The following is a 12231-nucleotide window of genomic DNA, read 5'->3' on the forward strand; positions in this document are numbered from 1 at the left end:
GATCGCAGCCTGCGGCAGCTCCTACAGGATCGAGTTTCAAGACGAATGGCTTGGGTCGGCCTGACTGATCGGGCTAGAATGCCTGCCCCTAAAAATGATGGCGGCATCCGGCATGCGCATTCAGTTGAACGGCGAATCCTTTGAACTGCCCGACGGTGAAACCGTTGCGGCCCTGCTGAACCGTCTGGACCTGGCCGGACGCCGGGTGGCGGTGGAACTCAATCTGGATATCGTCCCGCGCAGTCAGCATGCAGACACCGCGTTGAACGACGGCGACAACGTCGAAGTGGTGCACGCCATCGGCGGCGGCTAGTAGCCTCGGCCGCGTGGCCACAGAATTCTGCAAGTACCTCACCCCTACAGAGGATTTCCCATGAGCATCGTTCGCAGCGACAAGCCTTTCGTCCTGGCCGGTCGTACTTACCAGTCGCGTTTGCTGGTCGGTACCGGCAAGTACCGTGACATGGAAGAAACCCGCCTGGCAATCGAAGCCTCAGGTGCCGAGATCGTCACTTTCGCCGTGCGCCGCACCAACCTTGGCCAGATCGAGGGCGAGCCGAACCTGCTCGAAGTGCTGTCGCCGGATCGCTACACCTTCCTGCCGAACACCGCCGGTTGCTACGACGCCATCGAAGCCGTGCGCACCTGCCGCTTGGCCCGTGAGCTGCTCGATGGCCACAACCTGGTGAAGCTGGAAGTGCTGGCCGACCAGAAAACCCTGTTCCCCAACGTGATTGAAACCCTCAAGGCCGCCGAAACGCTGGTCAAGGAAGGCTTCGACGTGATGGTCTACACCAGCGATGACCCGATCATCGCCCGGCAACTGGCGGAAATCGGCTGCATCGCCGTCATGCCGCTGGCTGGTCTGATCGGTTCGGGCCTGGGGATCTGCAACCCGTACAATCTGCAAATCATCCTGGAAGAAGCCAAGATTCCGGTGCTGGTGGATGCCGGTGTCGGTACTGCGTCCGACGCCACCATCGCCATGGAGCTGGGCTGTGATGCAGTGCTGATGAACTCGGCCATTGCCCACGCCCAGCAGCCGGTCATGATGGCTGAAGCCATGAAACATGCGATCGTCGCAGGCCGCCTGGCTTACCTCGCCGGCCGCATGCCGAAAAAACTCTATGCCAGCGCCTCTTCGCCGCTGGATGGTCTGATCAAGTAAGAGCCATTGATGACTGAATCGAACGACACGCCAATCCAGACGGAAGAAGGCGACGAGCGCCAACACCGCCGCATCAAGAGCTTCGTGATGCGCGCCGGGCGCATGACCGAAGGCCAGCAAAAGGGCCTGGAGCAGGGCACTCCGCTGTTCGTGCTGCCGCTGGCAGACGCGCCGGTGGATTTCGACCAGGTGTTCGGTCGCTCGGCACCGCGCTCGCTGGAAATCGGTTTCGGCATGGGCCATTCGTTGCTGGAAATGGCAGCGGCTGCGCCGGAGCAGGATTTCATCGGCGTCGAGGTTCACCGTCCGGGTGTCGGCGCGCTGCTCAATGGTGTGCTGACGCAAGGCCTGACCAACCTGCGGGTCTACGATTGCGATGCGATCGAAGTGCTCAACCGCTGCGTGGCCGATAACAGCCTCGATCGCTTGATGCTGTTTTTCCCGGACCCGTGGCACAAGAGCCGTCACCACAAGCGCCGTATCGTTCAGGCGTCCTTCGCCGAGTTGGTGCGCAGCAAGTTGAAGGTCGGTGGCATTCTGCACATGGCCACCGACTGGGAACCGTACGCCGAATACATGCTGGAAGTGATGAGCGTCGCGCCGGGCTACCGCAACCTCGCTGAAGACGGCAAGTGCGTTCCGCGCCCGGCCGAGCGGCCGATCACCAAGTTCGAACGCCGTGGCGAACGTCTTGGGCATGGCGTGTGGGATTTGAAGTTCGAGAAGCAGTCCTAAGCATCACCCAATACAAACTGTGGGAGCGACGGTGCGACGATTCGACTTGCTCGCGATGAGGCCATCAAATTCAACATCTCTGTTGACTGTCAGGCCGCCATCGCGAGCAAGTCGAATCGTCGCACCGTCGCTCCCGCAGTTGTTTTAGGTATGCCCGAAGATCAGCGGCGGTCAGCGACCACGCCAATCAACACCAACACCACCAACAACACCGGCGCCAGGCTGTAGTTGTTGAACTGGCTCAAGCCGCGCACGACCCATGGCGTGGCGTAGATCAGCGCCGCACCGCTGCCGATCATGCACAGCAGGGACATCAGTGGCACGCGCAACGCGCCGGCGATGCTGCCCAGACGCTGCTCGACCCAGCCTTTGAAATCCGCACCAAACAGCACCAGCAGGCAGCCCACCAGGGCCAAGGCGATTTCCGAGAGGTTGCTGCGGCTCCAGCGAGACACGGTGGCAAGCAGGTCGAGTACCAAATCCATTCGATTTCCTTATGTCAGAAATTTCTGCAGCAAGTCGTTGAGGAAGAGTTGTCCGCGCATCGTGGCTACCAGACGTGACGGTTCGACCTGCAACAGGCCGCTTTGTTCGGCTTCACGGCGGCCTTCAGCAAGGCTTTCCAGCGTCATGCCGGTACGTTCCGGGTACAGCCGCGATTCGACGCCTTCAGTCAGGCGCAGCGCGTTCATCAGGAATTCGAACGGCATTTCATCGTTGCCCAGCGCTTTCTCGCCAGCCAGGAAGCTCTTGGCCGGATTCAGGTAATCCTTCGGCAGGCGGGTCTTCCAGGTGCGAATGATGCGCCCGTCCGGATGGCTGAGCTTGCCATGGGCGCCGGCGCCGATGCCAATGAAGTCGCCAAAACTCCAGTAATTGAGGTTGTGGCGCGCCGGGCGACCGGGCAGGGCGTAGGCCGAGACTTCGTATTGCGCGTAACCATGTTCAGCCAGCAGCGCTTGTCCGGCTTCCTGGATGTCCCAGAGCGTGTCGTCTTCCGGCAGCGTCGGCGGCTGGTTCCAGAATACCGTGTTCGGTTCCAGGGTCAGTTGATACCACGACAGGTGTGTCGGTTTCAGGGCGATGGCTGTGCGCAGGTCCGCCAGGGCATCGTCCAGGGACTGATTCGGCAAGCCATGCATCAAGTCCAGGTTGAAGTTGTCGAACCCGGCCTGCCGCGCCATGCCGGCGGCACGTACGGCTTCGTCGCCGTTGTGGATCCGCCCCAGGGCCTCGAGCTTTTCTTGCTGAAAGCTCTGGATGCCGATCGACAGGCGATTGATCCCCAGTTTCCGGTACGCCACGAACTTGTCTTGCTCGAACGTCCCCGGATTGGCTTCCAGCGTGATTTCGATGTCGCTGGCAAACGGGATGCGTTGTTCGACGCCTTTGAGCAAGCGACCCAGCGAATCAGCGCTGAACAGGCTTGGTGTGCCGCCACCAAAGAAAATCGAGCTCAGCTCACGACCATAAACGGCGTGCAGGTCCTGATCGAGATCGGCCAGCAAGGCGTCGACGTACTCTTCTTCCGGCAGCACGGGGCTGGCGGTGTGGGAGTTGAAGTCGCAATAAGGGCATTTGCGCACGCACCACGGGATATGGATATACAGCGCCAGCGGCGGCAGCACAGACAGGGCTGCCCGAGGCGATTGTGCATCGCCGCCGAAGATCAGCGGCGACGCGGATGATTCACGGGTCATTTCAAGCCCAGACGCTGGCGCAGCAGATCCATTGCACGGGCGCGGTGGCTGATCTGGTTCTTGTCGCTTGGGCTAAGTTCGGCGCTGGAGCAATCACGCTCAGGCACCCAGAACAGCGGATCGTAGCCAAAACCGTGTTCGCCGCTGGCCTGGGTCAGGATTCGCCCGTGCCACAAACCTTCACAGAGGATCGGCAGCGGATCATCGGCGTGGCGCACCAAGGCCAGCACGCATACGAACTGCGCGCCACGTTCGGCTTCGGGTACGTCTTTCAACACGTCGAGCAACTTGGCGTTGTTCGCCGCATCGCCCTTGCCGTCGGCATAACGCGCCGAGTAGATGCCTGGCGCGCCGCCCAGGAAATCCACCGCCAGCCCGGAATCGTCGGCCAGCGCCGGCAGGCCGGAAATGCGCGCGGCATTGCGGGCCTTCAGGATGGCGTTTTCGACGAACGACAGGCCGGTTTCTTCAGGCTCGACGCTGCTGAACTCGCCAATCGAGCGCAGATGCACCGACTCGCCGAGCATGGCCTGGAGTTCCTTGAGTTTGCCGGCGTTATGGCTGGCCAATACGAGCTGCGTGAAGTTGATCATTGGCCGGGGAAGAGCTCTTGGTTGAAATTGATGGTGTTGATCTTGTCGCCGGTCTGCACCTTGATGTCGAAGGTGCGGACTTCCTGCTGATCCACTGGATATTGCGCAATGTAGTAGATCGCGCCTTGTTCGGTGATCTGTTTGAACTGCAGTGGCACGGTCTGGCTGGTCAGGTCTTTGATCGAGCCGCTCACCTGGGCCATCTGTGGCTTGCCTTCCTTGAGGACCGAAATGTTGATCACGCCCTGATTCTTGCTGCGGATCAGTTCGGCGGACTTGGCAATGTCCGGTGTCAGATAGGTGGAATTGAAGGTGTTGTAGTGCACTGTCACGTCGCCGAAGGTTTCCTGGCGCTCGCCTTTGATGGCGTCAGCGGCCATGGCGGTGACGCTCAGGCAGGCAGTGAGTAGAAACAACGCTAGACGACCCATGATCGTTCTCCTTGAAATAGGGTGGATCAGACTGCGACCTTGTGGTCGGAAAGTCCCGGGCTGCTGACCCGGTAGATTCCGATCTCACCTAACAGATTAGGCCATAGCTTACTGGCCCACCCGTGCCGATGCTGTTGATCCACGGCAAGCCGATCAATGACCTTCGCTTCACGTTCGCGACACAAGGCTTCAAAGTCCGCGAAGGTGCAGAAGTGAATGTTCGGCGTGTTGTACCAGGTGTAGGGCAGGAACTCGGAAACCGGCATGCGGCCCTTGCTCGCCAGGTACCAGCGGCAGCGCCAGTGACCGAAATTCGGGAAAGTGATGATGCACTGCCGGCCCACGCGCAGCATTTCCTCGAGGATCTTGTCCGGGTAGTGCACAGCTTGCAGCGCCTGGGTCATGACCACGATGTCGAAACTGTTGCTGGCAAAGTTACCCAGGCCCTTGTCCAGGTCCTGTTCGATGACGTTGATGCCCTTGGCCACGCACTCGGCGATGTTGTCGGCGTCGTTTTCCAGGCCATAACCGGTGACTTGCTTGTTATCGCGCAGCCAGGTCAGCAGTTCGCCATCGCCGCACCCGAGGTCGAGCACGCGGCTGCCGGCGGGGATCCATTCCTGGATGATTTCCAGATCAGCTCTCATGGCTTTCTCACAACGTAATGCGGTTCATGTAATTGCCGAATGCCTGCAGGTAGCGCGGGATCGGAATCAGGAAGGCGTCGTGGCCTTGCGGTGCGTCGATCTCGAGGTAGCAGACGTCCTTGCGCGCGGCCATCAGCGCGTCCACCAGTTCCCGCGAGCGGGCAGGAGAGAAGCGCCAGTCGGTGGTGAACGACATCACGCAGAACTTGGCCTTGGCACCTTCAAAGGTTTTTGCCAGGTTATCGTCGAAGTTCGCCGCCGGATCGAAGTAATCGAGCGCTTTGGTCATCAACAGATACGTATTGGCATCGAAGCGTCCGGAGAACTCTTCGCCCTGATAGCGCAGGTAGCTTTCAACCTGGAACTCGACGCTGTGGAAGTCGTAGTTGAGCTTTTCGCTCTTCAGCCCTCGGCCGAATTTTTCGCCCATGGAGTCGTCGGACAGGTAGGTGATGTGCCCGACCATCCGCGCCAGCATCAGGCCGCGCTTGGGGATCACGTTGTGTTCCTGGAACGAACCGCCGTGGAATTCCGGGTCGGTGAGAATCGCCTGGCGCGCCACTTCGTTGAACGCGATGTTCTGTGCCGACAGCTTGGGTGCCGAGGCGATGGCCAGGCAGTGACGGATGCGGTCTGGGTAGGTGATGCTCCATTGCATCGCCTGCATGCCGCCGAGGCTGCCGCCGATCACGGCCGCGAACTGGGCGATACCGAGGCGATCCGCCAGGCGCGCCTGGCTGTGCACCCAATCTTCGACGGTCAACACCGGGAAGTCGGCGCCGAACGGCTTGCCGGTGTCCGGGTTGATGCTGCTCGGGCCGGTGGAACCGTTGCAGCCGCCGAGGTTGTTCAGGCTGACCACGAAGAACTTGCTGGTGTCGATCGGCTTGCCGGGGCCGATGCAGCTGTCCCACCAACCGGGCTTGCGGTCGTCGGCGCTGTGGTAACCGGCGGCGTGGTGGTGACCGGACAGGGCATGGCAGATCAGCACGGCGTTGCTCGCCGTGGCGTTGAGCGTGCCGTAGGTTTCGTAAATCAGGTCATAGGCCGGGAGCGAACGTCCGCAGGCCAACGCCAGGGGTTCGCTGAAGTGCGCCACTTGCGGCGTCACCAGACCAACAGAATCGGGGGGAAAGGCAGCTGGCATCGACCCTGCTCTCATTGAAATGAGGCGTAAGTCTAAAGATCGCTGCCCCTAGCAGCAAGCTAACCCTTGCCCACTGTAGGAGCCGGCTTGCCGGCGAACCAGATGTCACGGTGTGTCAGTCACGCCGCCTTCGCTGGCAAGCCAGCTCCTACAGTAGGTTCAGCGTTCCAGTCCGGGCAAATCCGGCAGCTTCTTCGGTGAACAGATCCGCACCCGTTTCTGCCGGTTCAACTCACCACTGATCAGGCTGACCTGGCTCTTGGACACGCCAAAGGCCTTGGCCAGAAACGCCATCAGATAGGCGTTGGCCTTGCCCTCGACTGGCGGCGCGGTCAGGCGAATCTTCAGGCGATCGCCGTGCAGCCCGCAAAAATCATCACTGCGGGCTGCCGGTTGCAGGTGACACTCCAGAATCAGGTCGTCACCGTCCCAACGAAAGTAGCTCATCAGATCAGGCCGAGCAGCCCCTGCGGCATGAAGGCAAAGTACGCAAGGCGCGGGATCAGCCAGCTTTGCAGCAACTGGATCACAATGAACGCGAAGATCGGCGAGATGTCGAGACCACCCAGGTTAGGGATGATCCGGCGGAACGGTGCAAGGACCGGCTCAGTGATCTGAGCGACCAGTTCTGCGCCAGGGTTATGGCTGCCCGGTGCAACCCAGGACAGAATCACACTGATGATCATCGCGTAGAACAGAACATTCAAAAACAGCGAGAAAAGGGCGATCAGAGCCCAAGGCACCAACAGCAGCAAGTCGACCTCGAAGCCTTTGAGCAGCAGGATAACCGCCATCAGCACTATCTGCACGATCAGCGCCAGTACCAGTGACGACATGTCCAGCCCGAACATGCTCGGGATGACCCGGCGCAGAGGCTTGAGCAGTGGTTGCGTGGCCTTGACGATGAACTGGCAGAGCGGGTTGTAGAAATTCGCCCGAACCAGTTGCAGGATGAAGCGCATCAGTACGATCAGCAGGTACAGGCTGCCAAGGGTTTTAATGATGAAAATGGCAGCGTCATTGAGTCCAAGCATCGTTGATTCCTTTGTAAGAGCTGATTAGCGACCGAGTTGCTCAGCCATCTCGGCCGAGCGATGCGCGGCAGCACTGAGTGCTTGTTCGACCAGGGCTTCAAAGCCATTGGCCTGGAACGACTTGATTGCAGCTTCCGTGGTGCCCGCAGGCGAGGTGACACGGCGGCGCAACTCGGCGGCGTCGACGTCGCTGGAGACCGCCATGTGGGCGGCGCCCAAGGCGGTTTGCAAGGTCAGTTGCGCGGCGATGTCCGCCGGCAGGCCGAGTTTCACACCGGCGGCGGTCATGGACTCGATCAACAGGAAGAAATACGCCGGGCCCGAGCCGGAAACGGCGGTGACGGCGTCCAGTTGCTGCTCTTCATTCAGCCACAGGGCGATGCCGACGGCGGACAGCAGTTCCTGGGCCTGCTGACGCTGTTCGGCTGTCACCTCGGCTGTTGCGAACAGGCCGCTCGCGCCCTGACGCACCAGCGCCGGGGTGTTGGGCATGCAGCGCACGATCGGCTGGGCGCCGAGCCAGTTGTTCATGCTGGCGCAGGTGATGCCCGCGGCAATCGAAACCACCAGTTGATTGGGCTTGAGGCTTGGGCGAATGGCTTCGCAAACGGCTTTCATCGCCTGGGGTTTGACCGCCAGGACAACGACGTCGGCGCCATCAATGGCCTGGGTGTTGTCGGCGAAGGTTTCGATGCCATGTTCAGCGCTCACGCGGGCGCGGGTTTCTTCGCCCGGATCGCTGGCGCGGATCTGTGCGGCTTCCAGACCCTTGGCCCGCAGGCCGCCGATCAGGCTGGCTGCCATGTTGCCGGCACCGATAAAGGCAATACGCATTTTGCTCATGTCAGGTCCTTATAAAGAGAGGTGTCGGCCATGGCTCATGGCTGGCCGTGCATTTGTGAAGAGCCGCGAGCGCCAAACAGGGCGGTACCGATCCGCACCCAAGTGGCACCCTGGGCAATGGCTGACTCGAGGTCGTGGCTCATGCCCATGGAAAGTGTGTCGAGCGGCAGATTCAGGCTGGCTTGCAGGCTTTGCACGGCAGCGAAAGCGGCATCCTGGGCAGCGCGATCTTCAGTCGGCTCGGGGATTGCCATCAACCCGCGCAGTTTCAGGCGCGGCAGGTCGCTGATGGCGTTGGCCAGGGCCGGCAGGTCAGCCGGGGTGCAGCCGGATTTGCTGGCTTCACCGCTGACATTGATCTGAATGCAGATGTTCAGGGGCGGCAAATCGGCGGGACGTTGTTCGGACAGGCGTTGTGCGATTTTCAGACGATCCACGGAATGCACCCAGTCGAAGTGCTCGGCGATAGCACGAGTCTTGTTCGATTGAATGGGGCCGATGAAGTGCCAGATCAAGGGCAGGTCGGCCAGTTCGAGCTGCTTGCCCAGCGCTTCCTGCAGGTAGTTCTCGCCAAAGTCGCGCAGGCCGGCGGCGTAGGCTTCACGTAGGTCTTGTGCGGGTTTGGTCTTGCTCACGGCCAGCAGATGGACGCTGTTTTCACCGCGGTTGGCGGCGAGTGTTGCGGCATGGATGCGCGAACTAACTTCGAGAATGTTGTCTGCTATGGTGGACATCAAGAGGCGCCAGCGGTCTGAAGGTTCGCGGCATTCTACTGGAATTGAGGGGCGCTATGGATATCACCGAACTGCTGGCATTCAGCGCGAAACAGGGCGCATCCGACCTGCACCTGTCTGCCGGCCTGCCGCCGATGATTCGGGTTGACGGTGATGTGCGGCGCATCAATCTGCCGGCCCTGGATCACCAACAGGTGCAGACGCTGATCCATGCCATCATGAATGACGCCCAGCGGGTGGATTTCGAGAAACATCTGGAAACCGATTTTTCCTTTGATGTGCCCGGTGTGGCGCGCTTTCGGGTCAATGCGTTCAATCAGAACCGTGGCGCGGGCGCTGTGTTTCGTACCATCCCGTCGAAAGTGCAGGGCATGGACGAACTGGGCATGGGGGACGTGTTTCGCAAAATGACCGACGCGCCCCGTGGCCTGGTGCTGGTGACTGGCCCGACCGGTTCCGGCAAGTCCACCACGCTGGCGGCGATGATCGATTACCTCAATTCCCATCGCCATCACCACATCCTCACCATCGAGGACCCTATCGAGTTTGTCCATGAGCCGCGCAAGTGCCTGATCAACCAGCGTGAAGTCCATCGCGATACTCGCAGCTTCGCCACCGCCTTGCGATCGGCGCTGCGGGAAGACCCGGATGTGATTCTGGTGGGCGAGATGCGCGATCTGGAGACCATTCGCCTGGCGTTGACCGCCGCCGAAACCGGTCATCTGGTGTTCGGCACGCTGCACACCACGTCGGCGGCGAAAACCATCGATCGTGTGGTGGACGTGTTTCCGGGGGACGAGAAGTCGATGGTGCGATCGATGCTCTCCGAGTCGCTGCTGGCGGTGGTGTCCCAGACCCTGGTGAAGAAGATCGGCGGCGGGCGCATCGCGGCCCACGAAATCATGCTGGGGACGTCGGCGATCCGGAACCTGATCCGCGAGGACAAGGTGGCGCAGATGTACTCGGCGATTCAGTCGGGAGGGGCGCTGGGCATGCAGACGCTGGATATGAGCTTGAAGGACCTGGTGACCAAGGGCTTGATCAGTCGTGACCATGCGCGGGAGAAGGCGCGGTCACCGGATGGGTTTTGATGGCCCTGAAAGCAAAAGATCGTCCGAACGCGGCCCGAGCCTTCGGACGATCCTTTGATCTTGCTTCAATCAGCGCTGAACAACCCGCAACTGATTCGGCTCTTTCGGCAGAACCCGCTTGGCAACCACGTAGTGGTTTTCCCAGTACGGTTTATTCAAAGTGTCGATGGACACCGACTTGCCGCGACGTGGCGCGTGGATGAAGCGATCGTTGCCCAGGTAAATGGCGACGTGATTGACCCGACGGCTCTTGATGTTGAAGAAAATCAGGTCGCCCGGCTTCAGGTCGTTGCGATCGACTTTTTCCCCATGACCGCTGGCCATGGCATTGGAGGTGCGTGGCAGGTCGAACGTAGCGTCGTTGAACGCGTACTTCACCAGGCCGCTGCAATCGAAGCCTTTGCTTGGGCTGCTGCCACCCCAACGATAGGGAGTGCCAAGGACGTTCACGGCGCGGCTCAGCACGTCGCTGCTTTCCTTGGTGCCCATCGGTGGAACCAGGCCGCTTTTGCTGCTGGCCAGGCTTGGAGCATATTTAGCGGATTTTTTGTCTTTGCTCGAAGGAGCAGAGGCATGGGATTTTGGGGTGTAACCATTAACGTTAGGAAGACGTTGCTCACGATTGGTGGCGTGGGCGGCCAGTGGCATCAAAAGGCAAATGGTTAGCCATGTCTTGAAAAATGAACGCATTAGGCAAGGCTCTTAATAAGTTAGCGCGCAACTTTATAACAGCTTTTTTGCCGCTTCCGAGGCCGTTGGTCGATTCAATCTGGAGGGCAATGGTGGCAAAAAAGCGGCAAAATGACGCAATTGTCGGACAGAAGTCCGGTGTTACAAGGCTTTGACGGGAGTGAAGGTAGCATTTGCCATACGTCGGATGCCTGTAAAAAAGTCACAAAGAATTAAAGAATATTTATCTATCGTGTGAATCGAGGCCATTCATGAACCCCTATCAACAGGCTGTCCAGCAGCAAGACACCCACAGCAAAGTGATCGGTTACCTGCTGTGGATTTTCGGTTTTACCGGCGCTCACCGCTTCTATTACGGCAAGCCGGTGACCGGGACGATCTGGTTCTTCACCTTTGGCTTGCTGGGGATCGGTTGGCTGATCGACATCTTCCTGATCCCGTCCATGGACCGTGAAGCGGACCTGCGGTTCACCGCCGGGCCGATCGAATACAACGTGGCGTGGATTCTGCTGACGTTTCTCGGGGTGTTTGGCGTGCACCGGATGTATCAGGGGAAATGGATCAGTGGGTTGCTGTACTTGCTGACGGGCGGGTTGTTCTTTGTTGGCGTGCTGTATGACTTCTGGACGTTGAATGATCAGGTGTCGGTGCGTAATGCGCAGAGTCGTTGATTAAATGTGGCGAGGGGGCATGCCCTCTCGCCACAGGGTTTTACGTCTGGTGGCTGATCCTGCTATTCGTCTGCTTGAGTCATAGCCTGTGAATGACTATTGAAATGCTTTTAGCAGTTGAAGTTGAAGTGTTGCAAATGCAATTGTACTGATGCTGTATAAAGTTGAAATGATGAGGTGGTTTGGAGTAGCCCAGTAATTTATGCTGTCAGCGAGAATCGCAAGTGATGCAAATGCAATTATCAACGCTGATGCTTTTATTAAGGTTCCGTTCGTGCGGTGTGTGCGGGCTTTTTTGTATAAGAGTATTTGCATTAGATGAAGTGTAAGTAATGTTAAGCCTGCAATCAGGATTGCACCTATTGGTATTCCAATTGAGTCTCGATCTATGTTGTAAATGCCTGTGCTCAAATTATTTTCTAAAATAAATATTGCTACACTGGAGGTGATCGCTAAAAGCACTGGGTAGATGTAGTTCAGGTGTTTGTAGAGAGGCTTCATGTTGGCTCTTCCTGAATGCAGAAGCTCATAAGTAAAGGCTTTTATACCGTTTTTCATTCTAGCCAATCATGGAACATATCCATTTCGGCTGGGGAGATGACGGGGCCGTCGCACAGTGGCAGTGAGTAAGTTTGCCCGTCGTTGGTGATGATGGCTTCACCTGCGCCCTGCCAATCTGCAGTCCCATAGGTTCCCCAAGTGAACCCAGGATTAACTGTAAAGCCGCCTGAATTTCCCGTTGCTCCT

The 12231-nt window shown here is 59.0% G+C and carries 17 protein-coding genes; 5 read left to right on the forward strand and 12 right to left on the reverse strand.

The features are described 5' to 3' along the window. The first annotated feature begins 112 nt into the window (after positions 1-112). Genes thiS through trmB form a run of 3 tightly spaced genes read left to right on the forward strand, consistent with a single transcriptional unit; the run spans position 113 to position 1903 of the window. Positions 113-313: a sulfur carrier protein ThiS gene (gene thiS / locus AC1DXW_RS02665; RefSeq protein ID WP_477756878.1), complete on the forward strand. Its 201-nt coding sequence runs from the start codon at positions 113-115 to the stop codon at positions 311-313. Positions 314-373: 60 nt separating this feature from the next. Beyond that, positions 374-1168: a thiazole synthase gene (locus AC1DXW_RS02670; protein WP_007975390.1), complete on the forward strand. Its 795-nt coding sequence runs from the start codon at positions 374-376 to the stop codon at positions 1166-1168. A 9-nt stretch (positions 1169-1177) separates the two neighbouring features. Next, complete coding sequence (gene trmB, locus AC1DXW_RS02675; protein WP_477759743.1) at positions 1178-1903, forward strand: tRNA (guanosine(46)-N7)-methyltransferase TrmB; 726 nt, start codon at positions 1178-1180, stop codon at positions 1901-1903. A 161-nt stretch (positions 1904-2064) separates the two neighbouring features. Here the strand turns inward: trmB and AC1DXW_RS02680 are convergent, their stop codons facing one another. The 10 genes from AC1DXW_RS02680 to AC1DXW_RS02725 form a co-directional block, all read right to left on the reverse strand. Next, on the reverse strand, positions 2065-2388 hold the full coding sequence (locus AC1DXW_RS02680; protein WP_007987827.1) for a DUF3392 domain-containing protein: 324 nt from the start codon (positions 2386-2388) through the stop codon (positions 2065-2067). 9 nt (positions 2389-2397) lie between these two features. Continuing rightward, the gene (gene hemW / locus AC1DXW_RS02685; protein ID WP_477752505.1) at positions 2398-3603 is read right to left on the reverse strand and encodes a radical SAM family heme chaperone HemW; all 1206 of its coding nucleotides are present in this window, start codon (positions 3601-3603) and stop codon (positions 2398-2400) included. Further along, complete coding sequence (gene rdgB, locus AC1DXW_RS02690; RefSeq protein WP_477752504.1) at positions 3600-4196, reverse strand: RdgB/HAM1 family non-canonical purine NTP pyrophosphatase; 597 nt, start codon at positions 4194-4196, stop codon at positions 3600-3602. Before rdgB ends, hemW begins: the two co-directional genes overlap by 4 nt. Beyond that, on the reverse strand, positions 4193-4627 hold the full coding sequence (locus AC1DXW_RS02695; protein WP_477752503.1) for a DUF4426 domain-containing protein: 435 nt from the start codon (positions 4625-4627) through the stop codon (positions 4193-4195). The genes rdgB and AC1DXW_RS02695 overlap by 4 nt, the downstream gene beginning before the upstream one ends. A 26-nt stretch (positions 4628-4653) precedes the next feature. Beyond that, positions 4654-5274: a methionine biosynthesis protein MetW gene (gene metW, locus AC1DXW_RS02700; protein WP_007975398.1), complete on the reverse strand. Its 621-nt coding sequence runs from the start codon at positions 5272-5274 to the stop codon at positions 4654-4656. 7 nt (positions 5275-5281) lie between these two features. Beyond that, on the reverse strand, positions 5282-6421 hold the full coding sequence (metX, locus tag AC1DXW_RS02705) for a homoserine O-succinyltransferase MetX (RefSeq protein ID WP_008046479.1): 1140 nt from the start codon (positions 6419-6421) through the stop codon (positions 5282-5284). 159 nt (positions 6422-6580) lie between these two features. Beyond that, positions 6581-6868 carry a DUF167 domain-containing protein gene (locus tag AC1DXW_RS02710; protein ID WP_008019963.1) on the reverse strand — a complete coding sequence of 96 codons (288 nt, stop codon included), beginning with the start codon at positions 6866-6868 and terminating at the stop codon, positions 6581-6583. Beyond that, positions 6868-7455, reverse strand: a complete 588-nt coding sequence (locus tag AC1DXW_RS02715; RefSeq protein WP_477752502.1) for a YggT family protein — start codon at positions 7453-7455, stop codon at positions 6868-6870. The genes AC1DXW_RS02710 and AC1DXW_RS02715 overlap by 1 nt, the downstream gene beginning before the upstream one ends. A 24-nt stretch (positions 7456-7479) precedes the next feature. Continuing rightward, complete coding sequence (proC, locus tag AC1DXW_RS02720; RefSeq protein WP_477752501.1) at positions 7480-8298, reverse strand: pyrroline-5-carboxylate reductase; 819 nt, start codon at positions 8296-8298, stop codon at positions 7480-7482. Positions 8299-8333: 35 nt separating this feature from the next. Beyond that, entirely contained in the window at positions 8334-9032 is a 699-nt protein-coding gene (locus AC1DXW_RS02725) for a YggS family pyridoxal phosphate-dependent enzyme (protein WP_477752500.1), read from the reverse strand. Between the two features lie 56 nt (positions 9033-9088). On the opposite strand from AC1DXW_RS02725, the gene AC1DXW_RS02730 reads away from it, so the two are divergent. Continuing rightward, positions 9089-10123, forward strand: coding sequence for a type IV pilus twitching motility protein PilT (locus tag AC1DXW_RS02730; protein WP_477752499.1), 1035 nt, complete (start codon positions 9089-9091; stop codon positions 10121-10123). Between the two features lie 69 nt (positions 10124-10192). Here the strand turns inward: AC1DXW_RS02730 and AC1DXW_RS02735 are convergent, their stop codons facing one another. After that, the gene (locus AC1DXW_RS02735; protein WP_477752498.1) at positions 10193-10813 is read right to left on the reverse strand and encodes a C40 family peptidase; all 621 of its coding nucleotides are present in this window, start codon (positions 10811-10813) and stop codon (positions 10193-10195) included. 251 nt (positions 10814-11064) lie between these two features. Between AC1DXW_RS02735 and AC1DXW_RS02740 the strand changes: the two genes are divergently transcribed. Next, positions 11065-11484, forward strand: coding sequence for an NINE protein (locus tag AC1DXW_RS02740; protein ID WP_477752497.1), 420 nt, complete (start codon positions 11065-11067; stop codon positions 11482-11484). Between the two features lie 96 nt (positions 11485-11580). Here AC1DXW_RS02740 and AC1DXW_RS02745 read toward each other — a convergent pair whose 3' ends face one another. Next, positions 11581-11985 (reverse strand): hypothetical protein, encoded by a 405-nt coding sequence (locus tag AC1DXW_RS02745; protein ID WP_477759744.1) that lies wholly within the window; start codon positions 11983-11985, stop codon positions 11581-11583. Positions 11986-12231 lie beyond the last annotated feature (246 nt).

It is taken from the genome of Pseudomonas sp. P4_C4 (genome assembly GCF_056402055.1).